This is a genomic window from Stenotrophomonas pavanii (genome assembly GCF_900101175.1).
Taxonomy (GTDB): Bacteria; Pseudomonadota; Gammaproteobacteria; order Xanthomonadales; family Xanthomonadaceae; genus Stenotrophomonas; species Stenotrophomonas pavanii.
Window position 1 is genome coordinate 43,501 of sequence record NZ_FNFQ01000011.1, and the last position, 26,130, is coordinate 69,630.

A 26,130-nucleotide genomic window follows, 5' to 3' on the forward strand; every position below is an offset into this window, starting at 1 on the left:
ACCCGGCATGGCCGAGGTTGCCGGCCAGCGGCCGGCACTACCGGACCTGCAAGGGGGCCTTCCCCACGATCCAACAGCCCAGGAGCCCCTTCTTGTTGAAGGGGCGCGCCGACAGGCGCGGGGATAAGGTGGGATGCGCGGGCAATTCTGCCTGAGCCGGGCACTGGGACCATGGTCTATTTGGGACCTCGGCCCCGGCTCAGGCATAATTGCCGGTGAAACTTCCTTTGCGCCGGCGTTTCCGGGCACGTCCGGACGGCGTTTTTCCCCCTGTTCGGAACATCGATCAATGACGCAGAAAATTACGGTCATCCGCGGCGACGGCATTGGCCCGGAAATCATGGACGCCACCCTGTTCGTGCTGGACCAGCTCAAGACGGGCCTGGAGTACGAAGACGCCGACGCCGGCCTGGTGGCCCTGGAGAAGCACGGCGACCTGATGCCGGCGGTGACCCTTGAATCGATCGCGCGCAACAAGGTCGCGCTGAAGAGCCCGCTGACCACCCCGGTCGGTGGTGGCTTCACCTCGATCAACGTCAGCCTGCGCCGCCACTTCGACCTGTACGCCAACGTGCGTCCGGCCCACACCTTCCCGAACACCAAGTCGCGTTTCGACAACGTCGACCTGATCACCGTCCGTGAGAACACCGAAGGTGCCTACCTGGCCGAAGGCCAGGAAGTGTCGGCCGACGGCGAAACCGCCTTCTCCGGCACCCGCATCACCCGCAAGGGTTCCGAGCGCATCGTGCGCTACGCCTTCGAGCTGGCCAAGAGCACCGGCCGCAAGAAGGTCACCGCCGTGCACAAGGCCAACATCATCAAGTCGACCTCGGGCCTGTTCCTGAATGTCGCCCGTGAAGTGGCCGCGCAGTATCCGGACATCGAATTCCAGGAAATGATCGTCGACAACTGCTGCATGCAGCTGGTGATGCGTCCGGAACAGTTCGATGTGATCGTCACCACCAACCTGTTCGGCGACATCATCTCCGACCTGTGCGCCGGCCTGGTCGGCGGCCTGGGCCTGGCCCCGGGTGCCAACATCGGCAAGGACGCGGCGATCTTCGAAGCCGTGCACGGCACCGCGCCGGACATCGCCGGCCAGGGCAAGGCCAATCCGTGCGCGCTGCTGCTGGCTGCCGCGCAGATGCTGGACCATGTCGGCCAGCCGGAAAACGCCGAGCGCCTGCGCAAGGCCATCGTGGCAACCATGGAAGCCAAGGATTCGCTGACCGGCGACCTGGGCGGCACCGGCACCACCATGAGCTTTGCCCAGGCCATCGCCCGCCGCCTGTAAGCGGCCGGCCGACCTCGGTTGGATCCACAGCGGGGCGCCTTCGGGCGCCCCGTTGCGTTATGGGCAGACCCGGTAGATCCACGCCATGTGTGGATGACGGGGCGTTGGTCCGCAGCCACCCATGGGGTGGCTTCGGGGGGATGGCCTGTGCGGATTTTGCACAGATCATGTGCCCCTGCGGGGCTGGTTCGTGCGCCAGGCGCTCCGCATCCTGTGCTCCACACCCATCGCAGGAATCCGCACATGAATCTCACCGCTTTCGGCCTGGCCAGTCTGATCGGCATGGCCGCCACCGCCCCGGTCGCCGCCGCCGAGCCGGCCCATCCCACCATCCGCCACATCGCAGGGGCACCGCGTGCGAGCTCGCTCGACGCGGCGAAGACCGCCGTGCTGGTGATCGACTTCCAGAACGAGTACTTCGATGCCAAGGCCGCACCGGGCTTTGTCGGTGGCCGCATGGTCATTCCCGATGGCCAGGCCGCGCTGCGCCAGGCGAAGCGGGTGGTCGACTTCGCCGATGCTCATGGCATCCGCGTGATCCATGTGCAGCACGTCCTGCCGGCGGGTGCGCCGCTGTTCGCGCAGGGCAGCATCAACGCGGCCTTCCATCGCGACCTGCAGCCGCGCCAGGGCGAGACCGTGGTGCAGAAGGACAACGTCAGCGTGTTCGCCGGCGCCTCCGCCGCCGTGCTCGATCAGGTGCTGAAGAACGCTGGCATCGACACCCTGATCGTCACCGGCCTGCAGACCCATGCCTGCGTGGCTGGTGCCGCGCGCGACGCGGCGGCCGCGCCCCGTGGTTACCGGGTGATCGTCTCGTCCGATGCCAGCGCCAGCCGCGACCTGGATCTGGCTGGCGGGCAGCGCATCGGCCATCGCGCGCTGCATGAAGCCTCGCTGGCCCAGATCGAGGACGCCTTTGGTGATGTCATTACGACTGACGCGATCCTGGCACTGCCGGTGCGCAAGGCCGGCGACGGCGCTTGATAAGCTGGCGGGGCCCGCATGCCGTGGGCCCCGCCACGTGGAGCTGCCCGCCGATGGATCACTTCGCCGCCCTGCGTGCGCTGCGCGCCATCGTTGACGCGGGCAGCTTTACCTCCGCCGCCGAACGCCTGGGCACCACCCATTCGGCGATGTCACGGCAACTGCGGCAGCTGGAAGAACACCTGCAGGTGCGCCTGCTTGATCGCAACAGCCGTCGGCTGTCGTTGACCGAGGCCGGGCGCGATTACTACCGCGAGGCGGCAACGCTGCTGGACCGCCTGCAGGAGGCGGACGATCGTGCCCGCGCCGGGCAGGCGCAACCCAGTGGCAGTGTGCGGATCAGCGTGCCGCAGGTGGTGGCCAGCCAGGAACTGCCGCATTGGCTGCCCTCGTTCCTGCAGCGTTACCCGCAGGTCACGCTGGACCTGTCGGCGGATGATCAGCTGGTCGATGTAGTGGGCGGTGGTTTCGACCTGGCTCTGCGCATCGCGGCTTCGTTGCCGGACAGCCAGCTGGTCGCGCGCGAGCTGGCCAGCTGCCCGCGCATCCTGGTCGCCGCACCGGCCTACCTGGCCCGGCATGGCCTGCCGCGGCAGGCTGCGGATCTGGAGCAGCACACGCTGCTGGGTTTCAGTCCCACCCCATCAATGCCGCCCTGGCAGTTGCAGGGGCCGCGCGGCGCCTGCGTGTGCGTTGAAGCCGGGCAGCGCCTGCGTGTGGATGCCACGCCTGCGCTGTACGCCGCCGCGCTGGCCGGAATGGGTATCAGCCTGTTCACCGCGTTGACGGTGCAGGAGGACCTGCGCGCCGGTCGTTTGATCCGGGTGCTGCCGGCCTGGCATGCCGGCCAGCGGCGCTATTTCGCGCTGTATCCGCATGCACGTGCGCTCGCGCCCAAGGTGCGCGCGCTGGTCGAGCACCTCGCGGCGCACTACGCTGCACCGATGGGCGCGGCCGGATAGCCGCGTGGCCGCAGCCGTGGTGGTGATAGCGTCGGTGAGTCTGCGGATTGCCCCGCAAAGGGCTGGGATCAGGTCGGGCGGAACATGCGGAAGCGCTGTTCGGCGCCGATACGGAAGTAATCGGCGGGGCCGCCGCCGCGCAGGATCGGTGCCGCTGCGGCAGTGTCGTAGATGCCATCGATCAGCAACCGTGCATCGATATGCACCGCCACCACCTCGCCCAGCACCAGCCAGCCTTGGGTGTCCTGTCCGGCGGCATCGCGCAGGCGCACGATCTGGGTGCAGCGGCATTCCATGCTGACCGGGCTTTGTGCCACCCGCGGTGGTGCGACCTGCGTGGAGGCCAGCGGGGACAGGCCGGCGAGGACGAACTCGTCGACATCCGGCGCGACCGCACGGCAGCTTTCGTTCATGGCCTCGGCCAGGTCGAAGGTGGCCAGGTTCCAGACGAACTCTCCAGTGGCTTCGATGTTGCGCAGCGAGTCTTTGCGGCCCTGGCTGGAGAACCCGATGATCGGCGGGGTGTAGTTGAAGGCGTTGAAGAAGCTGTAGGGCGCCAGGTTCAACGTGCCGCCCGCGTCCTGGCTGGAAATCCAGCCGATCGGGCGCGGGCCGATGATGGCGTTGAACGGGTCATGCGGCAGGCGGTGGCCCTCCGCCGGGCGGTAGCTGTGGAAGGTGTCGGGCATGGGGGCAGGGGACGTGTGGGCTTGCTCGACTCTACAAAAAAAGCCGCGACCCTTGCGGATCGCGGCCTGTCGTTTACGGCGTGGCTGGACTCAGCGCTGCTGGATCTTCGAGAGCAGGCGCAGGAATTCCACGTACAGCCAGACCAGGGTCACCATCAGGCCGAATGCGCCATACCACTCCATGTACTTCGGCGCACGCTGGGCGACGCCGGTTTCGATGAAGTCGAAGTCCAGCACCAGGTTCAGCGCGGCCACGACCACCACGAACAGGCTGAAGGCAATGCCCAGCCAGCTGGCGTCGTGGATCACCGGCACGTTGATGTTGAAGAAGCCCAGCACGAACGAGGCCAGGTAGAGCAGGGCAATGCCGCCGGTGGCGGCGACCACGCCCATCTTGAAGTTCTCGGTGGCCTTGATCACGCCGCTGCGGTACGCGACCAGCAGCGCGGCCAGCGTGCCGAAGGTCAGCAGCACGGCCTGGAACACGATGCCCGGGTACTTCATGTTGAACAGCGCCGACACGGCGCCCAGGAACAGGCCTTCGACCAGCGCGTACATCGGCGCGGTCACCGGCGACCATTCCTTCTTGAAGATGGTGATCAGCGCCAGCACCAGGCCGCCGATCGCGCCGCCGATGGCGTACAGGCTCGCGCTGCCGGAGATCTGGCCGTAGTCGTCGACCGACTGGCTCCAGGCGAACGCTGCGGTCAGCACGGTCAGCAGCAGCAGGAGGCCGGTCTTGTTGGCGGTGCCGTTGAGGGTCATCACCTGGTCGGGGCTGGTCACCACCGAACCGCTGGCGAGGTCGAGGAAGGTCGACTCGGAAAGAGCCGGGTTGCCGCTGCGCATGCGTATTCTCCGTGCGAATGAGGATCGGGACGGCCATCCGGCCGATGACCGCGAGCATAGCCGATGACTGCGTACGGCGCTGTGGCGGGGACCAGCGTTGAGCCGGCCGCGTTGACAGTTCGCGACCGGCTTGGCGACAATGACCAGCTCCCCGGGCCTGGCCCGAGGGGATTGCAAGACCGGGGTATAGCGCAGTCTGGTAGCGCGCCTGCTTTGGGAGCAGGATGTCGGGGGTTCGAATCCCTCTACCCCGACCAATCCCACATCACGTCGGATTGGACACCGTTCCGGTCCGGGCGCCCGTAGCTCAACTGGATAGAGCACCGGCCTTCTAAGCCGGCGGTTACAGGTTCGATTCCTGTCGGGCGCGCCATTTCACCCATCTCCTGCAGGTCCTGTCGTTACCGGCCTCTGCCTGGTCCAGCGCTGTGTTGGCGCGCATTCAATCTGGTCCGTCGTGGCCGAGGCATAGTCGGCCTGCCCCATGCCGGGGTGACTGCGCTGAGCCATCCCTTGATGAACACCGTTGCGCGATCGCGCTGTCTGCTGCTGGCGATGGGCCTGGGGCTTGCCGTGCACGCGTCCGCCAATGCCCCCGTGATTGCGGTGTACCGCGGCGACGCCGGTTGCCCAGGGTGTTCGGAGGCCGTCGAACAGGCCATCCATCGTTCGCGTCCGGACTATCACGTGGTGTTCGTCGGCCCGGGTGAGGCAGTGGATGTCGATTCGCTGGCCACGTCGCGCTACCGGGCCTATGTGCAGCCGGGGGGCGGGCAGGACATCGACGCCGCGATGGCGGCGGTGGGCGAAGAGGGGGCGGCAGTCATCCGTCGTTTCGTCGATGCAGGCGGAACCTACATCGGCCTGTGCATGGGGGCCTACCTGGCCGGTGCATCGCATCTGGGCCTGCTGGCGCAGGACCTGGACGCCGAGGCCGGCAGGCCGGGATTCCCTGTGCAGGATGAAGACGATGCCGTGATTCCCGTCGTCTGGGACGGGCGTCGCCAGACGGTGTACTTCCAGGACGGTCCCTACCTGCCCAAGGCGCCACGCGACCAAGGGTTCAAGGTGATTTCCCGCTACACCAATGGCGACATTGCGGCTGCGTCGTATCGCCACGGGAAGGGCAGGGTGGTGCTGTCGGGACCGCATCCGGAAGCGCCGGCGCAGTGGTTCAAGATGGCGGACATCCCGCTTTCGCAGATGCCGTCGGCCGATCTGTTCAAGTCACTGCTGGATGAGGATCAGCGCTGAGGCGGGCGCGTGCGCAGCGCGACGCGGGCCGGAATGGCGACCGGCACATCAATGTGAAGAAATGCTTGCAATTCCTTCGCGACTCCCGGAAAATGCCGGACTCGCTTCAGGGGACGGCCTTCTGGTCCCACCCGGTCGCAACGCATCAGGTTCCACTGCTGGCAGCATCGGCAGGGGAGCAGAAGTTTCAGTGGTGGCTGTAGCTCAGTTGGTTAGAGTACCGGATTGTGATTCCGGTGGTCGGGGGTTCGAATCCCCTCAGCCACCCCACTGTTTCAACCGTATCGGCGCAGCCGGAGCGGTATTGCAATAAACAGAATGCACGTTACAATGTGCGTCTGAGTTTCACGGGCCGTTAGCTCAGTTGGTAGAGCAGTTGACTCTTAATCAATAGGTCCAAGGTTCGAATCCTTGACGGCCCACCAAGACAGAAGCCACCTGGCACGCCAGGTGGCTTTTCTCTTATAAGTGTGACCCCTTCGATTTCCGGGATCACACGTGGCGGTACCCGCGCAGGGCGTGGATCTGCCGCGGTGCTGGAACAGCGGTACTTGGTTCAACATCGTTGAAAAAAGTGCTTGCACCCACCGCTGTGATCAAGCCATAATTCGCGCCCCGATTTCGGGCTGTTAGCTCAGTTGGTAGAGCAGTTGACTCTTAATCAATAGGTCCAAGGTTCGAATCCTTGACAGCCCACCAGACGAAAGCCCCTTGGTTCGCCAAGTGGCTTTTTTCTTGCCTGTGCGTCACGCCGGCGCCGCGCAGTGCGCGGGGTCAGTGACGCGGTGCCCGGAAACCGGCAGTTGCAGGTGTTCATCTTTGTGCAGGCCTTCCGCTGGCCGACGCTGCCTGCGACAATGTGGGCCTGTGCCGGCCACGCGAAAGTGGCGGAATTGGTAGACGCCCTGGATTTAGGTTCCAGTGCCGCAAGGCGTGGGGGTTCGAGTCCCCCCTTTCGCACCAGTGCCGGCCTGTCCCCGCCCTGATCGGGCCCTCGGCGCCCCCTTGACCGGCACGCGCTGGCAGTGCAGGCCGAATTGGGCGAAACTAAAGGGCTGCGGCAAGCAGGCGCGTCCCAGACGTCGTGTCCTTACAACCGTTTCATCCCAATCATCGAGCCGGGGGCCTGGGCCACCGGTGGCAGGAGTCAACATGCAAGCTTCGATCGAATCCACCGGCAACCTGGAACGCCGCCTGAGCTTCTCGCTGCCGGAAGAGCGTCTGCAGAGCCACATCGCCGGCCGCCTGGGCGAAATCGCCCGTACCACCCGCATCAAGGGGTTCCGTCCGGGCAAGGTGCCGGCCAAGGTGATCGAGCAGCGCTTCGGCGCGCAGGTCCGTGGCGAGGCGCTGGACGGCCTGCTGCGCGAGACCTTCGACGCGGCCGTGCGCGAGCACGACCTGCGCGTCGTCGGCAGCCCGCGCATCGACAAGGGCGACGAGGGTGAGTTCTCCTTCGTGGCCACCGTGGAAGTGGTGCCGGACTTCGGCGACATCGACGTCAGCAAGCTGACCGTCGTTCGCCACACTGCCGAGATCACCGACGCCGACATCGACCAGATGATCGAGAACCTGCAGAACCAGCGTCGTACCTGGGCCCCGGTCAGCCGTGGCGCACAGGACGGCGACCTGGTCGCGGTGGAAACCTGGTCGCAGGCCGGCGAAGAGCGCCTGCCGGCCGAGGGCACCGAGAAGGGCTCGATCGTGCTCGGCCAGGGCATGATGTTCGACACCATCGAAAAGGGCCTGGTCGGCCTGGCCAAGGGTGAAGAGAAGACCTTGGACGTCGAGTTCCCGGCTGACTGGCGCGTGCCGGTGCTGGCCGGCAAGACCGTGCAGGTCACCGTCAAGGTTGCCGAAGTGTCCGAGCCGGTCGTGCCGGCGGTCGACGAAGCCTTCATCAAGAGCTTCGGCGTGAAGGGTGGCGATGTCGAGCAGTTCCGCAGCGACATCCGCGCCAACCTGGAGCGTGAGCTGAAGGGCGCGCTGATGAACCGCCTGCGCCGTGAAGTGGGCGAGCAGCTGATCGCGGCCTACTCGTCGGTGGAAATGCCGCCGCGCCTGGTCGAGAACGAAGCCCGCGCCATGCTGGCCCAGCAGGTCGAGCAGCTGCGCCGCAACGGCCAGAACGTCGGCGAGATCCCGGCCGATGCCCACGAAGGCTTCAAGGACGCTGCCGCCAAGCGCGTGCTGGTCGGCCTGCTGGTCGGTGAAGTGGCCCGCATCAACGACCTGCGCCTGGAAGCCAAGCGCCTGAACGAAACGATGCGTCTGATCGCCTCGACCTACGAAGAGCCGGAGCAGGTCATTGAGATGTACCGCAACGACCCCCAGCTGATGTCTGGCCTGCAGAACCGTGTGATGGAAGAGCAGGTGATCGACTGGATCGCCGAGCGTGCCCAGCACACCGAAGAGAAGCTGTCGTTCCAGGACGCGATCCGCCAGTAAGCCGGCGGATCACCGGATGCCCCGCGCCTTTGCCGGCGCGGGGTTGTTGCCCCCCAAGATAGGTACCTCACGTAATGGACAACCGAACCAAAGCCCTGAACCTGGTTCCGATGGTGGTCGAGCAGACCAGCCGCGGCGAGCGTGCCTACGACATCTATTCGCGCCTGTTGAAGGAGCGCCTGATCTTCCTCGTGGGCCCGATCGACGATCACATGGCCAACGTGGTGGTGGCGCAGTTGCTGTTCCTGGAATCGGAAAACCCGGAAAAGGACATCAACATCTACATCAACTCGCCGGGTGGCGTGGTCACCGCCGGCATGGCGATCTACGACACCATGCAGTACATCAAGCCGAATGTGAGCACCACCTGCATCGGCCAGGCCGCCTCGATGGGCGCCCTGCTGCTGGCCGCGGGCGAAGCCGGCAAGCGCTATGCGCTGCCGAACTCGCGCGTGATGATCCACCAGCCGCTGGGCGGCTACCAGGGCCAGGCCACCGACATCGACATCCACGCGCGTGAGATCCTGACCCTGCGTTCGCGCCTGAACGAGATACTGGCCAAGCACACCGGCCAGTCGCTGGAGACGATCGCCCGCGACACCGAGCGCGACAACTTCAAGAGCGCCTTCGAGGCGCAGGCCTACGGTCTGGTCGACCAGGTCCTGGAGCGTCGTCCGGATGAGTCGATCCAGGCCGGCTGACCGGCCTTCACGGGGCCAGGGAGGCTCCGTTCCTGCAGGGTCGGGCGGGACTGGTGTCCCCTCGGCCCTGTGCTATTCTCGAATCGAACCCCCGTTCAGCGGGTGGGGTAACTGGGTAAGCGAAGCATGAGCGAAGACCGCCAAGGTCGTTCCACGGACACCGGCAAGATCCTCTACTGCTCTTTCTGCGGCAAGAGCCAGCATGAAGTGCGCAAGCTGATTGCGGGTCCGAGCGTATTCATCTGCGATGAGTGCGTGGAGCTGTGCAACGACATCATCCGTGAGGAACTTGAGGAAAAGGCGCAGTCGGCGCGCAGTTCGCTGCCCAAGCCGCGCGAGATCCTCGAGGTCCTCGACCAGTACGTGATCGGCCAGAACCGTGCCAAGCGCACCCTGGCCGTGGCCGTCTACAACCACTACAAGCGCATCGAGAGCCGGCAGAAGAACGACGACGTCGAACTGGCGAAGTCGAACATCCTGCTGGTCGGCCCGACCGGTTCGGGCAAGACGCTGCTGGCCGAAACCCTGGCCCGCCTGCTCAACGTGCCGTTCACCATGGCCGACGCCACCACGCTGACCGAAGCCGGTTACGTGGGCGAGGACGTGGAGAACATCATCCAGAAGCTGCTGCAGAAGTGCGACTACGATGTCGAGAAGGCGCAGCAGGGCATCGTCTACATCGATGAAATCGACAAGATCTCGCGCAAGAGCGAGAACCCGTCGATCACCCGCGATGTATCCGGCGAAGGCGTGCAGCAGGCCCTGCTGAAGCTGATCGAAGGCACCGTGGCCAGCGTGCCGCCGCAGGGTGGCCGCAAGCACCCGCAGCAGGAATTCCTGCAGGTGGACACCAAGAACATCCTGTTCATCTGCGGCGGCGCGTTCGCCGGGCTGGACAAGGTGATCCAGGCCCGTTCCACCGACATCGGCAGCATCGGCTTCGGTGCCAAGGTCAAGAGCAGCGAGCGCAAGCAGGAAGTGGGCAAGGTGCTGGCCGAAGTCGAGCCGGAAGACCTGATCAAGTTCGGCCTGATCCCCGAGTTCGTCGGCCGCCTGCCGGTGGTGGCGACCCTGGAGGAGCTGGACGAGCCGGCCCTGATCAAGATCCTGACCGAGCCGAAGAACGCCATCACCAAGCAGTTCAAGAAGCTGTTCGAGATGGAGAACGTCGAGCTGGAGTTCCGCCCGGACGCGCTGTCGGCCATTGCCCGCAAGGCGCTCAAGCGCAAGACCGGTGCCCGTGGCCTGCGCACCATCGTCGAATCGGTCCTGCTGGACACCATGTACGACCTGCCGTCGCAGGAAAACGTCAGCAAGGTGGTGGTGGACGAATCGGTGATCGAGCACAAGTCCGAGCCGTACCTGATCTACCAGACCCCGGCGGCCCCTGAACAGAAGGCCGCAGGCGCCGAGTGATCCTTCCAGGTTGTTGATTGGAAAGGATTTTCAAGGAATGCCTTGCATCTGAAAGCCGATGGCCCCATAACGGGGCCATCGGCTTTTTTTGTCTCCGGAAGATGCCCTCCCGGAGGCGGTTTTCCCCTTCCCTGGAGCCCCCATGGCCCGTTCCCCAAGTGAAACCCTCGACCTGCCGGTCCTGCCGCTGCGCGACGTAGTGGTGTTCCCGCACATGGTCATCCCGCTGTTCGTCGGCCGTGACAAGTCCATGCACGCGCTTGAGCAGGCAATGGAAGCGGACAAGCGCATCCTGCTGCTGGCGCAGAAGTCTGCCGAAACCGACGACCCGCATGCGGCCGACCTCTACCAGGTCGGTACGCTGGCGCAGGTGCTGCAGCTGTTGAAGCTGCCCGACGGCACCATCAAGGTGCTGGTCGAAGGCCTGTCGCGCGTGCAGGTCACCCACGTCGACGAGCGCAATGGCTCGCTGCACGGGCAGGCAGTGGAGATCGACGCCACCGACGAGCGCGAAGCGCGTGAGGTCGAGGCGATCGCCCGCTCGCTGATGTCGCTGTTCGAGCAGTACGTGAAGACCAACCGCAAGCTGCCGCCGGAACTGCTGCAGACGCTGTCGGGCATCGACGAGCCGGCGCGCCTGGCCGACACCATCGCCGCGCACATCAGCGTGCGCCTGGCCGACAAGCAGCGCCTGCTGGAAACGCTGGCCGTGGGTGACCGCCTGGAGATGCTGGTGGGCCTGGTCGACGGCGAGATCGACGTGCAGCAGATGGAGAAGCGCATCCGCGGCCGCGTGAAGTCGCAGATGGAGAAGAGCCAGCGCGAGTACTACCTCAATGAACAGATGAAGGCCATCCAGAAGGAACTGGGTGACCTGGACGATGCGCCTGGCGAGCTGGAAGAGCTGGCGCGCAAGATCGCCGAGGCCGGCATGCCGAAGGCCGTTGAGGCCAAGGCGCGCAACGAGCTGAACAAGCTCAAGCAGATGTCGCCGATGTCGGCCGAAGCGGCGGTCGTGCGCAACTACCTGGAGTGGTTGCTGGGCGTGCCGTGGAAGAAGCGCAGCAAGGTGCGCAAGGACCTGAAGGTGGCGCAGGACACCCTCGATGCCGATCACTACGGCCTGGAGAAGGTCAAGGAGCGCATCCTTGAATACCTGGCGGTGCAGTCGCGCGTGAAGCAGATGAAGGGCCCGATCCTGTGCCTGGTCGGGCCGCCGGGCGTGGGCAAGACGTCGCTGGGCCAGTCCATCGCCAAGGCCACCAACCGCAAGTTCGTGCGCATGTCGCTGGGCGGCGTGCGTGACGAGGCCGAGATCCGTGGCCACCGTCGTACCTACGTCGGTTCGATGCCGGGTCGCATCGTGCAGAACCTCAACAAGGTCGGCAGCAAGAACCCGCTGTTCGTACTCGACGAGATCGACAAGATGTCGATGGACTTCCGCGGCGATCCGTCCTCGGCGCTGCTGGAAGTGCTCGACCCCGAGCAGAACAACGCGTTCAACGACCACTATCTGGAAGTGGACCTGGACCTGTCCGAAGTGATGTTCGTGGCCACCTCGAACTCGCTCAACATTCCCGGCCCGCTGCTGGACCGCATGGAAGTGATCCGCATCCCCGGCTACACCGAGGATGAGAAGCTCAACATCGCCACCCGTTACCTGGTGCCCAAGCAGGTCAAGGCCAACGGCCTGCAGCCGGAAGAGCTGGAGATCGGCAGTGACGCCATCCAGGACATCGTGCGCTACTACACGCGCGAGTCGGGCGTGCGCAACCTGGAACGCGAGATCGCCAAGATCTGCCGCAAGGTGGTGAAGGAGATCGCGCTGGCCGGCCCGCAGCCGGCGAAGGCGAAGAAGGGCGCGAAGAAGAAGGCGCTGGTGAGCGTGTCCAGCAAGAACCTGGACAAGTACCTGGGCGTGCGTCGCTTCGACTTCGGCCGTGCCGAGGAGGAGAACGAGATCGGCCTGGTCACCGGCCTGGCCTGGACCGAAGTCGGTGGCGACCTGCTGCAGATCGAATCGACGCTGGTGCCGGGCAAGGGCCAGCTGATCCTGACCGGCCAGCTCGGCAACGTGATGAAGGAATCGGCGTCGGCCGCGCTGTCGGTGGTGCGTTCGCGCGCCGTGGGCTTTGGCATCGACAGCGACTTCCTGCAGAAGCACGACGTGCACCTGCACGTGCCCGATGGCGCTACGCCGAAGGACGGCCCGAGCGCCGGCGCGGCGATGGTCACCTCGCTGGTATCGATGCTGACCAAGGTGCCGGTGCGTGCCGACGTGGCGATGACCGGCGAGATCACCCTGCGTGGCCGCGTCACGGCCATCGGTGGACTGAAGGAGAAGCTGCTGGCTGCACTGCGTGGCGGAATCCGCACGGTCATCATTCCCGAGGAGAACCGCAAGGACCTGGCCGACATCCCCGCCAACGTCACCCGCGATCTGAAGATCGTGCCGGTGAAGTACATCGAAGAAGTCCTGGACCTGGCGCTGGAGCGTCCGTTGGCACCGAAGAAGGCGCGCAAGAGTGCGCAGCGCGTCACGGTGCGCAGCAAGGCCAAACCGAGTGGAAACGCGCGCGTCAAGCATTGACGCGCGCTGTCCGATGGCCCGAAACCCGCGTCGTTGCTGGCTTTCAGCTTGCGTGGGGGTAGGGCCGCTGGTATAAAAGCAGCACTCGCGAATGAGTGATCGCAGTCTGGTGATCGCTGAATTCGGCGAACCGTTTCCACATGGCGGCCGCATGCAGATGGCATGCGGTTGCTTCCCTGTCGAATCCGCGGAACCCACCGCCAAAGGAGTTGTAGAGAATGAACAAGACCGAATTGATCGATGCCGTTGCTGAAGCTGCCGACCTGACCAAGGCAGAGTCCAGCCGCGCTGTCGATGCCGTCGTTGCTGCCATCACCAAGGCGCTGAAGGACGGCGATGCGGTCACCCTGGTTGGCTTCGGTACCTTCCAGGTCCGCGACCGTGCTGCCCGCACCGGCCGCAACCCGAAGACCGGCGACACCATCAAGATCGCTGCTTCGAAGAATCCGTCGTTCAAGGCTGGTAAGGCCCTGAAGGATGCTGTAAACTAAGCGGCTCGCTGGGGTGCTTAGCTCAGCGGTAGAGCGTCTCCTTTACACGGAGAGGGTCGGGGGTTCGAAACCCTCAGCACCCACCACAGCACCGCGGTAAAAGTTTGAGTGTGGAGCGGTAGTTCAGCTGGTTAGAATGCTGGCCTGTCACGCCGGAGGTCGCGGGTTCGAGTCCCGTCCGCTCCGCCATTCAACGAGGCCTCCGGCCAAAAGCTGGAGGCTTTGTTTTCTCCCCGGTCCAGGCCGGCTGAAAGCAAGAAAGGTAACAACGCGGAGCGGTAGTTCAGCTGGTTAGAATGCTGGCCTGTCACGCCGGAGGTCGCGGGTTCGAGTCCCGTCCGCTCCGCCATTACATCGAGGCCCCCGGCCGAAAGCTGGGGGCCTTGTCTTCTCACCGGCAGGTCCGGGAAGAAGACGAAAGGGTTTTTGCAAGAACGGAGCGGTAGTTCAGCTGGTTAGAATGCTGGCCTGTCACGCCGGAGGTCGCGGGTTCGAGTCCCGTCCGCTCCGCCAACTTCAAAAGCCCCCGGCGCAAGCCGGGGGCTTTTTCTTTGCGTCATGCGCGGACATTGCCAGTGCGCGGGTCACGCACCCCCGCGGAGGCGGGCGCGGGCCGCGCCGGGGTTGCTTTTGGTCCCTGCGGCGAAGCGGGTTACACTGCCGGGCTCGCCAATCAGGCCTTGTGATTCCTCACCATGCTGCAGAAACTCCGCGACAAGACCTCAGGCTGGATCGTCACCGTGATCCTGGGGCTGCTGATGATTCCGTTCCTGTTCGTGATCGACAACAGCTACCTCGGTGGCGTCGGCGCACAGAACGTGGCCAGGGTATCCGCGCCGCCGACCTGGTGGCGTTCGGCACCGTCGTGGTGGCCGGTGCGCATGCTGTGGCAGCACCATGAGATCAGCTCGCAGGATTTCCGCACGCGTTTCGAGCAGGAGCGCATGCGTGAGCGCCAGCAGCAGGGCGACAACTTCGACCCGCGGGCGTTCGAGAGCACCGAAAACAAGATGGCCGTGCTCGATCAGCTGATCGACGAGCAGGTCGTGCGCCTGGTTGGTGAACAGGCGGGCGTGGTGATCGGCGACGGCGCCGTGCGCGAGTACATCGCGACCATGCCGGCGTTCCTGGATTCGAACGGCAAGTTCAACGAGAACAACTATCGCCTGGCCCTGGCCGGCGGCAACCCGCCGCGTACGCCGACCCAGTTCCAGGAACTGGTGCGTGAGAGCCTGCAGCAGTCGGTGATCCCGTCGGGCCTGCAGAGCTCCGGCTTCGTCACCCAGGCCGAGACCGAGCGCCTGCTGAAGCTGCTGGGCGAAACCCGCGACGTCGAGCTGGCTGCGCTGCCGCCGGTGCCGGCCGATACCGCGCCGGTCACCGACGCGCAGATCAAGCAATGGTACGACAGCCACGGCAAGGACTTCCGCCAGGCCGAGAGCGTGTCGCTGGAATACGTCGAGATCAACGGCGCGAACCTGCCGGCACCGACCCCGGCCGATGAAGCCACCCTGCGCAAGCGCTATGAAGAGGAAAAGGCCAAGTTCACCTCGCCGGAGCAGCGCCAGGCTTCGCACATCCTGATCACCGGTGACGGTGCAGAGGCCAAGGCGAACAGGATCGCTGCCGAAGCGAAGGCGGCCGGTGCCGATTTCGGCGCGCTGGCCAAGGCCAATTCGGAAGATCCGGGCTCCAAGGACCAGGGCGGTGACCTGGGCTGGGTCGAGCGTGGTGCGATGGTCAAGCCGTTCGAGGACGCGCTGTTTGCGGCCAAGGCCGGTGACGTGATTGGCCCGGTCAAGACCGAGTTCGGTTACCACATCATCAAGGTGGCTGCTGTGCGCGGTGGCCAGGGCAAGTCGTTCGAGGAAGTGCGTGACACGCTGGCCGCCGAACAGCTCAAGGCCGATGGTGAGCGCGGCTTCAACGAGCTGGCCGGTCGCCTGGTCGATGCCATCAACAAGAGCCCGAGCGACCTGGCTGCGGCGGCCAAGGAAGTGAACCTGCCGTTGCAGACGCTGGGCCCGATCACCCGCGCGACCGCCAGTGGCATCGCCGCCGATCCGGCCGTGCTGCGTGCCGCCTTCTCCGACGTGCTGGTGCAGGACGGTACCGCCAGTGACCCGATCGCCCTGGGCGGCGCGACCAACCACAGCGTGGTCATCCGTGTGGCTGCGCACACGCCGGAACAGGCCCTGCCGCTGGACAAGGCCCGTGAGCAGGTGATTGCTGCGATCCGCGCCGATCGCCAGCGCCAGGCCAGCGACAAGGCCGCCGACGCCATCCTGGCCAAGCTGAAGGCCGGTGCCACCCTGCAGTCGCTTGCCGCCAGCGAGAAGCTGCAGCTGAGCCCGATGCCGGGCCTGCCGCGCAGCCAGCCGGTGCCGACCCCGGAAATCAACCGCGCGATCTTCAGCGCGCCGGTGCCGGCCGAGGGCAAGCCGAGCTATGGCAAGGTCGACGTGAACGGCCACGCGCTGCTGTTTGCGGTGAACAAGGTCAATCCGGGCGACATCAAGGAAGTGACCGCAGAGCAGCAGAAGCAGCTGAAGGAACAGCTGAGCCAGATCGACGGCATGGCCGCGGCCAAGGCCTACATCGAGGCGATGCGCAAGAAGTTCGTGGTCCAGACCACCGAAGCGAACCTGTAAGCCCATCGGCTGCAGGTATGAAAAGGCCCGGCAATGCCGGGCCTTCTTTGTTGGAGCGCTGCTGGAATTGAACTGTAGCGCCAAGCCCATGCCCGGCGGGCCATGAACCGCGACAAGTCGCAGGCAAGAAAAAAGCCGAGCATGGGCTCGGCTCTACACGGGAGGCGCTTGGCCTGCGCGTCAATCCTCGACGCGCAGCACCGCGCCCGGCTTCAGCACGCTGCTGCCGCTCAGGCCGTTCAGTGACAGCAGGGCCTTGACCGGCATGCCGTAGCGGCGGGCGATGGTCCAGGCCGATTCGCCGTCACGCACGGTGTGGCGGCGGCTGCGCGGACGATCGGCGATCGCGGCGACGGTCTTGGCGACCTGCGGCGCTGGCGTGGTGGTGGCCACCGGTGCGGCATTGGCCACCTGCACGGTGGCGGCGTCTGCGACGGCCACATTGGCAGCCGAGACCGGCGCCAGCACGCGGGTGGTGCCCGACGAGGCGCGGCCGCCGCCCGCCAGGGCAGGGTTCAGGCGGGCGATCCTGGCCGGGTCCAGGGCGCGCTGTGCGGCCCACTGCTGGATGCTGGTGCCGGCGGGCAGGGTGTGGTCCTTCAGCACCGGCACGGTGCGGTCCAGCGAGGCCATCACGCCCGGCTGGTCTTCCACGTCTTCCAGCACGCAGGCCAGGGCGTGCAGCTTCTCGACGTAGGCATAGGTGACCGGCGACAGGCCGGGCAGGGCCGACGGCTTGGCATTCTGTGCATTCATGCCGGCTTTGCGCAGCGACTGCAGCACGCGGTACTCGCCGGCGTTGTAGGCCATGGTGGCCAGGCGCCAGTCGCCGCCGAACATGCCATGCAGGGTCTTCAGGTAACGCACTGCGGCCTGGGTGGAATCGACCGCCGACAGGCGGCCGTCGTAGCCGTTGGCCATCGGTACGCGGTGGTTGCGCGCGGTGGTGGCGATGAACTGCCACAGGCCGGTGGGGCCGCTGCCGTTGCGGGCGTTGGGCCGGTAGCCGCTTTCCACGAACGGGATCAGTGCGAATTCGGTGGGCAGGTTGGCCTTGCGCAGTTCCTCGACCACGTAACCGAACAGCACCAGCGCATCGTCATCCTGGTTGGCCAGTCGCGAGGGCGCGTGGGCAAACTGCTTCTGCCAGCGCGGGCTGGTGGCCTCGGCGTCGCAGGTAGGCTCGGCCAGGCCATCGCGGAAGCTGGAGAAGATCTCCTGGCCGTTGCGCACCGACGCGGCCGGCAGCGCGGCCGGATCCAGCGGAAGGGCCGCAGCGGCGGTCAGGTTCTGGCTGATGCCGGCGCCCAGCGACTGCGCGCCTGCGGTTCCGGCCAGCCCCAGGACCAGGCCCAGGGCCAGCGGCAGACTTCGGCGCATCATGCGCGGAAGCCGTCTTTCCAATGCCGGAGACCGGCCATGACGTCGACGTCTTCAACGACGTCGCGGCCCAAGTGTGCCGACACCGACGCGCGGATCGGCGCCGTGTGCACACGCAGGAACGGATTGCATTCGAATTCGCTGGCCAGGGTTACCGGCAGGGTGGAACGGTCATCGCGGCGCATGGCCAAAGCCTCCTCTTGGCGCTGCCACAGGGCAGCGTTGGCGGGGTCGACATGCCGCGCGAAGACGGCATTTGACACGGTGTACTCGTGGGCGCAACACAACAGCAGCTGCGCGGGCAAGGTACCCAGCTTGCGCATCGATGCCAGAAGCTGGGACGGCGTACCTTCGAACAGGCGTCCACAGCCCAGGCTGAACAACGAATCTCCGCTGAAAAGATGTTCAGCGGTGTGAAACGCGATGTGGCTGCGGGTATGCCCGGGCACGGATAGTACGTGGAATGTTTGGCCCATTGCCTGAACGCGTTCACCTTCGCCGACCCGCTCGGTCGCCGCCGGGATGCGCTCGTCGACCGGTGCGATGACCCGTGCGCCGGGAAAACGCGCCCGCAGTGCGGGCACGCCACCGATGTGGTCGTCGTGGTGGTGGGTAAGCAGGATCGTGTCCACGCGCAGGCCCTGATCGGCCAGCGCGAGTACCGGCGCGGCATCGCCGGGATCGACGACCACGGCGGCGCCATCGTCGTCGATCAACGTCCAGATGTAGTTGTCCGCAAATGCGGGCAGGGCAGTCAGTCGCATAGAATTGGACCATGCCCGCGCTGCAGAGCACCCGTCAAGCGAGCCAGGCTCCGTGGTTCGACAGTGAACCGGCGGCGTCCCTGCGCGTGCTGGAGCGGCAGCAGCTGCTGCCGCAGCTGTCGGCGCTGCCGGTGCAGCCGTGGCTGTGGATCGCGCCCAGCGCAGGCTGGCTGGACGATGCACAGCTGGGCGGGCGTGGCCTGCGCCTGTTCCGGCAGGGGCCGGGGTATGCCGGCGATACCCGCTGCGCACTGCCGCTGCCGCTGGCCAATGAAAGCGTCAATGCGGTCGTGCTGCAGCATGTCACCACCGGCGATGCCGACCAGCTGCTGGACGAGTGCGAACGCGTGCTGATGCCGGGCGGCCACCTGTGGCTGAGCAGCCTCAACCCGTTCAGCCCCTACCGCACGCACTGGCGCCAGCATGGGCTGGTGGTGCGCACGCCGCAGCGGATCCGCCTGCTGCTTGGCCGCCACGGCCTGGAGTGCGACGACATGCGTTTCCTCGGCCCACTCTGGCGCGGCGCCGGCAGCCGCCGGCCGGGCGGGTGGGCGCCGCTGCGCGCGGCCTGCCTGTTCCATGCCGAAAAACGCACGCTGGCCCTGCCCGGGCCGAAACCGCTGCCGGTGCGCTGGCACGGCACCGTTGTCACCTGATCTGGAGTTGTATTGAAAACCATCGAAATCCACACCGACGGTTCCTGCCTTGGCAATCCTGGCCCCGGCGGCTGGGCCGCCCTGCTGCGCTACAAGGGCCATGAGCGCGAATTGAGCGGCGGCGAAGCGCATACCACCAACAACCGGATGGAGCTGATGGCGGCCATTTCCGGGCTGGAGACGCTGACCGAGCCGTGCAACATCGTGCTCTACACCGATTCGCAGTACGTGCGGCAGGGCCTGACCCAGTGGATGCCCGGCTGGATCCGCAAGAACTGGAAGACCGCCGGTGGTGACCCGGTGAAGAACCGCGAACTGTGGGAGCGCCTGCATGCAGCCACGCTGCGGCACCAGATCGACTGGCGCTGGGTGAAGGGGCACTCCGGCGACCCGGACAACGAGCGGGTGGACACCCTGGCGCGCAACGCGGCCATCCAGATCCGCGACGCCAGCCCGGTAAACTGAGCCCATGCGTCAGATCATCCTTGATACCGAAACCACCGGCCTGGAATGGAAGAAGGGCAACCGCATCGTCGAAATCGGCTGCGTGGAGCTGTTCAAGCGCCGCCCGACCGGCAACAACTACCACCAGTACATCAAGCCGGACTGCGAGTTCGAGCAGGGCGCGCAGGAAGTCACCGGGCTGACGCTGGAGTTCCTGGAGGACAAGCCGGACTTCGCGCAGATCGCCGATGAGTTCCTGGCGTTCATCGATGGCGCCGAGCTGATCATCCACAACGCGGCGTTCGACCTGGGCTTCCTCGACAACGAACTGTCGCTGCTGGGCCCACAGTACGGAAAGATCACCGACCGCTGCACGGTGATCGATACCCTGGTGATGGCGCGCGAGCGCTTCCCGGGCCAGCGCAATTCGCTCGACGCGCTGTGCAAGCGGCTGGGCGTGGACAACTCGCACCGTGCCCTGCATGGCGGCCTGCTTGATGCGCAGATCCTCGGCGATGTCTACATCGCGCTGACCTCCGGCCAGGAAGAGATCGGCTTCGGTCTGGGCGACGAGGAGGGCGGGAGCGCCGGTGCGGCGCTGCACGCGTTCGACACCAGCAAGCTGCTGCCGCGCCCGCGCGTGGTGGCCACGCCGTCGGAGCTGGAAGCGCATGCCGCACGCCTGGAGCGGCTGCGCAAGAAGGCCGGTCACGCACTGTGGGATGGCCCGAAGGTGGAAGAACCCGTCAGCGCGTAATGCCTGCAATGAGGTAGTGCCGGCCGCTGGCCGGCATCTGCGTGCAACACGTTTTCCCGGTGAGCCGGCCAGCGGCCGGCACTACCGCCTCCACGCATGGCGTGGATCTACCGCTTAGTGGCAGCGCACCAGGATCACGCTGATGTTGTCGCGGCCACCGCCGTCGAGCGCGGCGGCGACCAGCGTGTCCACGCATTCCTGCGCGCTGGCGTCCTCGAACGCCAGGGTGCGGGCGATGCTGCGGTCGTCCACTTCCTCGGTCAGGCCATCACTGCACAGCAGCAGCTGCATGCCCGGGCGCAGCTCACCGCTGGTGGTCGCCACGTTCAGGTGTGCCGGGTCGGTCACGCCCAGTGCCTGGGTGACCACGTTGCGATGCGGATGCGCGCGCGCCTGTTCGGCGGTCAGGTTGCCCTGCGCGACCAGTTCCTGCACCACGCTGTGGTCCTGGCTGAGCTGCGCCAGCTGGCCGTCGCGCCACAGATAGGCGCGGCTGTCGCCGACCCAGGCCACTTCGTAGCGATTGCCCTGCACGCGCGCCGCGACCACCGTGGTGCCCATCGGCAGGGTGTCGTTGCGCCGCCGCGAGGCACGGATGATCTCTTCGTCGGCGGTACGGATGGCCTGGGCCAACGGCGCGCCACGGCGGATCTCGCGCACGATGGTTTCGCGCGCGAGCGCGCTGGCCACCTCGCCGCAGGCGTGCCCGCCCATGCCGTCGGCCACCAGCCACAGGGCCAGCTCGCTGTCACCGTAGTAGGTGTCCTCGTTGAGCTCGCGGCGCAGGCCGGGATGGGTGAGGTGTCCGAATTCGATCATGGTGTGCAGGGCGGGTATTGCCGGGGGAGACAGGCATCATCGGGGGGCTTCCGCCATCCGGCAAGGCATGTACTCAGGTATTTTTCACTTCGTGGGCCGGAATGACTTGTCGTCGGGCTCACTTCCTCGTATGATGCGCGTCCCCGGTCCGCCGGGGACCACCCGGAGAGGTGGCAGAGTGGTTGAATGTACCTGACTCGAAATCAGGCAGGCGTTTATAGCGCCTCGGGGGTTCGAATCCCCCCCTCTCCGCCAGATAAAGAAAGAAGCCGCCCACTGGGCGGCTTTTTTCTTGTCCAGCGTTTGGGGCGTGCAGGTGATTGTAGTAGTGATCGACACCTCTGATGCGGGGGGATGAGAACCCCCGACGGGGTTCGACGGTTCTGCAGGAGCAGAACCGGACAGCCGCAGGCTGGCCCTGGAGCGCGTAGCGCGGAAGGGTCGGGTGCATGGATGCACCCGACAATCCCCCCCTCTCCGCCAGATAAAGAAAAAGGGCTGCCGAAAGGCAGCCCTTTTTCTTTATCTGGCGCGGGACGCGACGCGCGTTGCGCAACGCGTGGCCCCTCCCTTTGCCTGCCTCTCCCCGCCCCGATGGATCAGTAGATCCACGCCATGCGTGGATGCTGTTCCTGCCGAGCTGGACCATCCACGCATGGCGTGGATCTACCCGTTTCATTGCGAGCTGCGGGTTAAACTGCCTGCATCACCTGCTGGAGCCTTTCCCCATGACCGCTGAAATCCTCGTTCCCGTTTCCTTCGGCGAGCTGCTGGACAAGATCTCGATCCTGCAGATCAAGTCCGAGCGCATCAGCGACGAGGGCAAGCTGGCCAATGTGCGCAGGGAGCTGTCGGCGCTGGAGAAGACCTGGATGGCACACCCGGCGGCGGTGAAGGACATCGCCAAGCTGCGTGCCGAGTTGAAGGCCGTCAACGAACAGCTGTGGGACATCGAGGACGACATCCGCCTGAAGGAGAAGGCGCAGGCGTTCGACCAGGGCTTCGTCGACCTGGCGCGCAGCGTCTACCTGCGCAACGACGAACGCGCGCGCATCAAGAAGGCGATCAACCTGGCGCTGGGTTCGGCGTACGTGGAAGAAAAGTCCTACCAGGATTACGCGCAGCGCGCGTAATCCCGCGCTGCTCGCCGCTCACCCCAGGTGGTCGGCGACGTAGCGTTCGAAGGCGGCGATGCCGTCTTCCACGGTGATCAGTTCCATCACATCGTCGAACTCGATCTTGGTGCCCCATTTCAGATCGGCGGCCTGCTTGGCCAGGTACTTGCGTGCCGCATCGTCGTAGCGGTCCACGCAGTAGCGACGGTCCGAGTACGGGCCACTACGGTTCGGGTTGCTGGCCGCATGCAGGCCCAGCACCTTGGTGCCCATCGCATTGGCGATGTGCATCGGGCCGGAGTCGGGTGTCATCACCAGGTTGGCGCGGGCCAGCAGCGCGGGCAGCTGCTTGAGCGTGTCCTTGCCGACCAGATCCAGTGCCGGCGTCTGCAGCTGGGCCTGGATGGCGTCGGCCATGCTGCGTTCCAGCTCGCTGCGGCCACCGCACAGCACCACCTGCCAGCCGCGTTGCACGGCGTGGTTGGCCACGGCGGCGTAGCGGTCGGCGTACCAGTTGCGGCGCACGTGGCTGGAGCAGGGCGAGATCATCAGTACCGGGCGGCCATCGTCCTGCCACTGCGCGGCGGCCCACTCGAAGGCGGACGGCGGCACGGCCAGGTCCCAGCTGACCTCGGTCTGGCGCAGGCCCAGCGGTTCGCAGAAGCTGCCGATGGCATCCAGCACATGGATGCCGGGGCGGTCGGGGATGCGCTCGTTGATGAAGAGCCCATGCAGGTCCTTCGAACGGCTGCGGTCGTAGCCGATGCGGCGCTCGGCCGGAATGAAGGCCGACAGCAGGTTGGCGCGGAACGCGACCTGCATCTGCAGCAGCGCTTCGAAGCGCCCCGGCGGCAGTTGCCTGCGCAGTTCCTTGACCCCGGCCATGCCGCTCTGCTTGTCGTAGGCATGGAAGGTGACGCCGGGCAGGCCGTCGAGCAGCTTGTGGCCGACCTTGTCGATGATCCAGTGGATCGGCGTGTCCGGGCGCGCAGCCTGCAGGGTGCGCACCAGGGGCACCACGTGGGTGACGTCGCCCAGTGCGGACAGGCGCAGGAGGCACAAGGAGGAGGACGCTGATGCCATGTGTTGTTAGACTCAATGAAATGGTCGCATTCGACGCCAATGAAGCGCTGACGCCATGCCGCGAGGGTCGCGGCATCGGGGCCATTCTGTTCGACCGCGAGCGGCTGCGGCAAGCCGAGATCGGCCTGTTCTCGCCCCAGCACTGGGGCAGCAGGGCCCGGCCGGTGGGCGAGGGCGGCCGCGGCAGCGCCTGGTTCGTCGATGCGCCGTTCGGGGCCAGCGTGCTGCGCCACTACCTGCGCGGCGGGATGGCCGCCCGTATCAGCCACGACCAGTATCTCTGGCGCGGCTCGGACCGGACCCGCAGCTTCGCCGAATTCCGCCTGATGCGCGCGCTGCGCGAGAAGAAGCTGCCGGTGCCACGGCCGATCGCCGCGTTCTACATGCGCGAGGGCCTGCGCTACCGGGCGGCGATCCTGATGGAGCGGATCGAGGGCGTGCGCTCGCTGGCCGACCGCGCACTGGTCGCCGGCCGCGGCGCCCCCTGGGAGGAAACCGGGCGGCTGATCGCCCGCTTCCACCGTGCCGGCCTGGACCATGCCGACCTCAACGCGCACAACATCCTGTTCGATGGCAGTGGCCATGGCTGGCTGATCGACTTTGATCGCGGGGTGATCCGCATCCCGGCCACCGCCTGGCGCGAGCGCAACCTCAAGCGCCTGCTGCGCTCGCTGATCAAGCTGCGCGGCGAGCGCAGCGTGGAAGACGTGCAGAAGGACTACGCGCGGCTGCGCCGCGCCTATGACATGGCCTGGAACCGGGGCACCTGATGGACTGGTCGTTGCGTTTCCTCGGCGTCGGCAATGCGTCGGCGGTCGAGCTGGGGTCGCCGATGTCGGTGATCGAGCGCGATGGTCGCCCGTGGCTGACCATCGATTGCGGCGGCGAAGGACTGACCGCGTTCAAGGCGCACTATGGGCAGATGCCGCAGGCGTTGTTCGTCACCCATGTGCACCTGGACCACGTAGCCGGCTTCGAGCGCCTGTTCGTGGACACCTTCTTCAATGCGCACCGGCGCGGCAAGGTGCGGCTGTACGTGCCCGCCACGGTGGTGCCGCTGCTGCACAAGCGCATCGGTGACTACCCGAACGTGCTGGCCGAAGGCGGTGCGAACTTCTGGGATGCCTTCCAGCTGATCGTGGTGGGTGAGGCGTTCTGGCATGAGGGGGTGCGCCTGGAGGTGTTCCCGGTGCGCCACCACTGGCCGGAGACCGCCTACGGCCTGCGCCTGCAGGGCGCGCTGACCTGGAGCGGCGACACCCGGCCGATTCCGGAGATGCTGGCCCGCTTCGCCAACGACAACGAACTGATCGCCCACGACTGCGGCCTGCACGGCAATCCGTCGCACACCGGCGTGGACGACCTGGAGCGTGAATACAGCACCGACCTGCAGGCGCGGATGATGCTGTACCACTACGCCAGCGCGGCCGATGGCCAGGCGCTGGCCGCGCGCGGGCACCGCGTCGCGCAGCCAGGGCAGTGCGTGCCGCTGGCGAGCCCGACCGCGCCGCACGTACTGGCGCAGGATCCGCCCTGAGCAGGAGCGGCCAGCCCGCCGATACGGTGCTGGCCGCTGGACTGGAGGCGCTGGAATGCACGGTTGGCCGAGGGGCTGGCCCCAGGTGCGCTACCGCAGCCGCTGTCACTTCGATAGGCCGCTGCAGCACGGGGTGCTGCGCAGTTCGCTGTGGCGCCGGGTGTTCCACCAGGCACGCCCGAGCCAGATTGGCGCGGGGCCATGCCGGGCAAAGAATGCGAAGCCGGGGTCAGAGCCCCTTGCCATGCAAAGGGATCTGACCCCAGTGCAGAAAAGGCGATGGCCCCGCCGGCTGACCTCGGCGCCCGCGTCGATCGATACCGTTGCTGCCTTCCGGCCCTGGCGGGGTTTTCGACCTAGCGTCGCGAGGGGCCGACGGGGCCACCATAGAGACGTTGGCCGCCCGGTAGGCGGCCAGTTCACGGAACAGGGGAAGCAGCGCACGATGCGCCGGAGACCACAGCCGGACTGCACATCGGCTGGCCGATGGCAGGCGCTCATTCTAGCGCAGGCGGGTGCGTCGATGCCAGCTTCACGCACTGAATCGGCTGTAACCCGTCGCCGCCGGCAGCGGCCGGCACCCACCCCCGTTGCTAGAATGCCGGCCAGGAGGAACGACCTCCCCCACATCGGGAACCAATGACCAGGACGGCCTGGCCCTACCAAGAGGAGGGCCGTCATGGCCTGGATCTATCTGTTGTTTGCCGGCCTGCTGGAAATCGTCTGGGCCGTATCCATGAAGCAGTCCGAAGGCTTCACCCGGCTCACCCCCACCGTGGTCACGATCATCGGCATGGTCGCCAGCTTCTGGCTGCTGGCGGTGGCCATGCGCAGCCTGCCGCTGGGCACCGCCTACACGATCTGGACCGGCATCGGCGCGGTCGGCGCGTTCGTGGTGGGCATCGTGTTTCTGGGCGAGCAGGTCAGCCCGATGCGGATCGGTGCGGCGGTGCTGATCGTTTCCGGCCTGGTGCTGATGAAACTCTCCAGCAGCTGAATTTATTTACTCATGGCGGGGAATGGATTCTCCGCCGCATGCAGCAATATGCATTTTCGGCAAAACCATTTTGTCCGCCCCTATTATTTGACGCACGTCATAAAAATAGCGCGCGTGATTCACATGCCGCTGGCACCGTCGGTCGCACAGTGCCGCCATTCGTCGGGCGAAACCGGGGAGTTTTCGCCTTGACGGACGCGCTGGCGCACCTGTCCGCGGGTGCGATCGCGTGAAGATGTGAAGATT

At 66.1% G+C, this 26,130-nt stretch carries 23 protein-coding genes, 11 tRNA genes and 1 other RNA gene; 28 read left to right on the top strand and 7 right to left on the bottom strand.

Annotation, left to right across the window (positions count from 1 at the left end; genetic code table 11):
• The first annotated feature begins 289 nt into the window (after positions 1 to 289).
• From BLS66_RS16820 to BLS66_RS16830, 3 genes are all read left to right on the top strand, one after another.
• Positions 290 to 1,294, top strand: a complete 1,005-nt coding sequence (locus tag BLS66_RS16820) for an isocitrate dehydrogenase (RefSeq protein ID WP_049464919.1) — start codon at positions 290 to 292, stop codon at positions 1,292 to 1,294.
• 243 nt (positions 1,295 to 1,537) lie between these two features.
• Positions 1,538 to 2,281: a cysteine hydrolase family protein gene (locus tag BLS66_RS16825; RefSeq protein ID WP_074726373.1), complete on the top strand. Its 744-nt coding sequence runs from the start codon at positions 1,538 to 1,540 to the stop codon at positions 2,279 to 2,281.
• Positions 2,282 to 2,334: 53 nt separating this feature from the next.
• A complete protein-coding gene (locus BLS66_RS16830; protein ID WP_074726374.1) occupies positions 2,335 to 3,243 on the top strand; it encodes a LysR family transcriptional regulator in 909 nt (302 codons plus the stop codon).
• 68 nt (positions 3,244 to 3,311) lie between these two features.
• Here the strand turns inward: BLS66_RS16830 and BLS66_RS16835 are convergent, their stop codons facing one another.
• Together BLS66_RS16835 and BLS66_RS16840 are read right to left on the bottom strand one after the other, a co-directional pair.
• Positions 3,312 to 3,932 carry a flavin reductase family protein gene (locus BLS66_RS16835; protein ID WP_074726375.1) on the bottom strand — a complete coding sequence of 207 codons (621 nt, stop codon included), beginning with the start codon at positions 3,930 to 3,932 and terminating at the stop codon, positions 3,312 to 3,314.
• A gap of 90 nt (positions 3,933 to 4,022) precedes the next feature.
• Positions 4,023 to 4,781, bottom strand: coding sequence for a Bax inhibitor-1/YccA family protein (locus BLS66_RS16840; RefSeq protein ID WP_057495144.1), 759 nt, complete (start codon positions 4,779 to 4,781; stop codon positions 4,023 to 4,025).
• A gap of 180 nt (positions 4,782 to 4,961) precedes the next feature.
• Between BLS66_RS16840 and BLS66_RS16845 the strand changes: the two genes are divergently transcribed.
• From BLS66_RS16845 to BLS66_RS16925, 17 genes are all read left to right on the top strand, one after another.
• A tRNA-Pro gene (locus BLS66_RS16845) sits at positions 4,962 to 5,038 on the top strand.
• A gap of 39 nt (positions 5,039 to 5,077) precedes the next feature.
• Positions 5,078 to 5,154: transfer RNA gene (locus tag BLS66_RS16850), tRNA-Arg, on the top strand.
• A 143-nt stretch (positions 5,155 to 5,297) separates the two neighbouring features.
• Positions 5,298 to 6,035 carry a BPL-N domain-containing protein gene (locus BLS66_RS16855; protein ID WP_074726376.1) on the top strand — a complete coding sequence of 246 codons (738 nt, stop codon included), beginning with the start codon at positions 5,298 to 5,300 and terminating at the stop codon, positions 6,033 to 6,035.
• Positions 6,036 to 6,228: 193 nt separating this feature from the next.
• Positions 6,229 to 6,305 (top strand) — tRNA-His (locus BLS66_RS16860).
• A gap of 79 nt (positions 6,306 to 6,384) precedes the next feature.
• Positions 6,385 to 6,460, top strand: a tRNA-Lys gene (locus BLS66_RS16865).
• A gap of 198 nt (positions 6,461 to 6,658) precedes the next feature.
• A tRNA-Lys gene (locus BLS66_RS16870) sits at positions 6,659 to 6,734 on the top strand.
• 179 nt (positions 6,735 to 6,913) lie between these two features.
• Positions 6,914 to 6,998, top strand: a tRNA-Leu gene (locus BLS66_RS16875).
• 189 nt (positions 6,999 to 7,187) lie between these two features.
• Positions 7,188 to 8,483: a trigger factor gene (gene tig / locus BLS66_RS16880; protein ID WP_032961818.1), complete on the top strand. Its 1,296-nt coding sequence runs from the start codon at positions 7,188 to 7,190 to the stop codon at positions 8,481 to 8,483.
• Between the two features lie 74 nt (positions 8,484 to 8,557).
• Positions 8,558 to 9,184 carry an ATP-dependent Clp endopeptidase proteolytic subunit ClpP gene (gene clpP / locus BLS66_RS16885; protein WP_019659528.1) on the top strand — a complete coding sequence of 209 codons (627 nt, stop codon included), beginning with the start codon at positions 8,558 to 8,560 and terminating at the stop codon, positions 9,182 to 9,184.
• A gap of 126 nt (positions 9,185 to 9,310) precedes the next feature.
• The gene (clpX, locus tag BLS66_RS16890; protein WP_049466059.1) at positions 9,311 to 10,600 is read left to right on the top strand and encodes an ATP-dependent Clp protease ATP-binding subunit ClpX; all 1,290 of its coding nucleotides are present in this window, start codon (positions 9,311 to 9,313) and stop codon (positions 10,598 to 10,600) included.
• Positions 10,601 to 10,742: 142 nt separating this feature from the next.
• A complete protein-coding gene (gene lon / locus BLS66_RS16895) occupies positions 10,743 to 13,190 on the top strand; it encodes an endopeptidase La (RefSeq protein WP_049466057.1) in 2,448 nt (815 codons plus the stop codon).
• 218 nt (positions 13,191 to 13,408) lie between these two features.
• Positions 13,409 to 13,681, top strand: a complete 273-nt coding sequence (locus BLS66_RS16900; RefSeq protein ID WP_005408270.1) for an HU family DNA-binding protein — start codon at positions 13,409 to 13,411, stop codon at positions 13,679 to 13,681.
• An 11-nt stretch (positions 13,682 to 13,692) separates the two neighbouring features.
• Positions 13,693 to 13,767, top strand: a tRNA-Val gene (locus BLS66_RS16905).
• Between the two features lie 26 nt (positions 13,768 to 13,793).
• A tRNA-Asp gene (locus tag BLS66_RS16910) sits at positions 13,794 to 13,870 on the top strand.
• An 83-nt stretch (positions 13,871 to 13,953) separates the two neighbouring features.
• Positions 13,954 to 14,030: transfer RNA gene (locus tag BLS66_RS16915), tRNA-Asp, on the top strand.
• Positions 14,031 to 14,117: 87 nt separating this feature from the next.
• A tRNA-Asp gene (locus BLS66_RS16920) sits at positions 14,118 to 14,194 on the top strand.
• 182 nt (positions 14,195 to 14,376) lie between these two features.
• Positions 14,377 to 16,332, top strand: coding sequence for a peptidyl-prolyl cis-trans isomerase (locus tag BLS66_RS16925; protein ID WP_074726377.1), 1,956 nt, complete (start codon positions 14,377 to 14,379; stop codon positions 16,330 to 16,332).
• Between the two features lie 180 nt (positions 16,333 to 16,512).
• Here BLS66_RS16925 and BLS66_RS16930 read toward each other — a convergent pair whose 3' ends face one another.
• On the bottom strand, positions 16,513 to 17,715 hold the full coding sequence (locus tag BLS66_RS16930) for a lytic transglycosylase domain-containing protein (RefSeq protein WP_074726378.1): 1,203 nt from the start codon (positions 17,713 to 17,715) through the stop codon (positions 16,513 to 16,515).
• The gene (gene gloB, locus BLS66_RS16935; protein ID WP_074726379.1) at positions 17,712 to 18,476 is read right to left on the bottom strand and encodes a hydroxyacylglutathione hydrolase; all 765 of its coding nucleotides are present in this window, start codon (positions 18,474 to 18,476) and stop codon (positions 17,712 to 17,714) included. The genes BLS66_RS16930 and gloB overlap by 4 nt, the downstream gene beginning before the upstream one ends.
• Positions 18,477 to 18,487: 11 nt before the next feature.
• Here gloB and BLS66_RS16940 point away from each other — a divergent pair, with 11 nt between their 5' ends.
• The 3 genes from BLS66_RS16940 to dnaQ are packed head-to-tail and all read left to right on the top strand — an operon-like array spanning position 18,488 to position 20,333.
• The gene (locus BLS66_RS16940; protein ID WP_074726380.1) at positions 18,488 to 19,132 is read left to right on the top strand and encodes a methyltransferase domain-containing protein; all 645 of its coding nucleotides are present in this window, start codon (positions 18,488 to 18,490) and stop codon (positions 19,130 to 19,132) included.
• Positions 19,133 to 19,144: 12 nt separating this feature from the next.
• On the top strand, positions 19,145 to 19,597 hold the full coding sequence (gene rnhA / locus BLS66_RS16945) for a ribonuclease HI (protein WP_005408275.1): 453 nt from the start codon (positions 19,145 to 19,147) through the stop codon (positions 19,595 to 19,597).
• Between the two features lie 4 nt (positions 19,598 to 19,601).
• Complete coding sequence (gene dnaQ, locus BLS66_RS16950) at positions 19,602 to 20,333, top strand: DNA polymerase III subunit epsilon (RefSeq protein ID WP_049466387.1); 732 nt, start codon at positions 19,602 to 19,604, stop codon at positions 20,331 to 20,333.
• A gap of 114 nt (positions 20,334 to 20,447) precedes the next feature.
• Here the strand turns inward: dnaQ and BLS66_RS16955 are convergent, their stop codons facing one another.
• Complete coding sequence (locus BLS66_RS16955; RefSeq protein WP_053506497.1) at positions 20,448 to 21,152, bottom strand: PP2C family protein-serine/threonine phosphatase; 705 nt, start codon at positions 21,150 to 21,152, stop codon at positions 20,448 to 20,450.
• Between the two features lie 164 nt (positions 21,153 to 21,316).
• On the opposite strand from BLS66_RS16955, the gene BLS66_RS16960 reads away from it, so the two are divergent.
• Together BLS66_RS16960 and BLS66_RS16965 are read left to right on the top strand one after the other, a co-directional pair.
• Positions 21,317 to 21,407 (top strand) — tRNA-Ser (locus BLS66_RS16960).
• A 473-nt stretch (positions 21,408 to 21,880) separates the two neighbouring features.
• Positions 21,881 to 22,285 carry a DUF6165 family protein gene (locus tag BLS66_RS16965; RefSeq protein WP_053462297.1) on the top strand — a complete coding sequence of 135 codons (405 nt, stop codon included), beginning with the start codon at positions 21,881 to 21,883 and terminating at the stop codon, positions 22,283 to 22,285.
• Positions 22,286 to 22,303: 18 nt separating this feature from the next.
• On the opposite strand, the gene BLS66_RS16970 is transcribed toward BLS66_RS16965, so the two are convergent.
• Positions 22,304 to 23,350, bottom strand: coding sequence for a glycosyltransferase family 9 protein (locus tag BLS66_RS16970; RefSeq protein WP_049466380.1), 1,047 nt, complete (start codon positions 23,348 to 23,350; stop codon positions 22,304 to 22,306).
• Between the two features lie 20 nt (positions 23,351 to 23,370).
• On the opposite strand from BLS66_RS16970, the gene BLS66_RS16975 reads away from it, so the two are divergent.
• Both BLS66_RS16975 and BLS66_RS16980 read left to right on the top strand, forming a co-directional pair.
• Positions 23,371 to 24,120, top strand: a complete 750-nt coding sequence (locus BLS66_RS16975; protein WP_032958195.1) for a 3-deoxy-D-manno-octulosonic acid kinase — start codon at positions 23,371 to 23,373, stop codon at positions 24,118 to 24,120.
• Complete coding sequence (locus BLS66_RS16980) at positions 24,120 to 24,887, top strand: MBL fold metallo-hydrolase (protein ID WP_074726381.1); 768 nt, start codon at positions 24,120 to 24,122, stop codon at positions 24,885 to 24,887. Before BLS66_RS16975 ends, BLS66_RS16980 begins: the two co-directional genes overlap by 1 nt.
• Positions 24,888 to 25,169: 282 nt before the next feature.
• Here the strand turns inward: BLS66_RS16980 and ffs are convergent.
• Positions 25,170 to 25,266, bottom strand: an RNA gene (gene ffs, locus BLS66_RS16985) — signal recognition particle sRNA small type.
• 300 nt (positions 25,267 to 25,566) lie between these two features.
• Between ffs and BLS66_RS16990 the strand changes: the two genes are divergently transcribed.
• Positions 25,567 to 25,884 (top strand): DMT family transporter, encoded by a 318-nt coding sequence (locus tag BLS66_RS16990; RefSeq protein WP_049466375.1) that lies wholly within the window; start codon positions 25,567 to 25,569, stop codon positions 25,882 to 25,884.
• Positions 25,885 to 26,130: the final 246 nt, after the last annotated feature.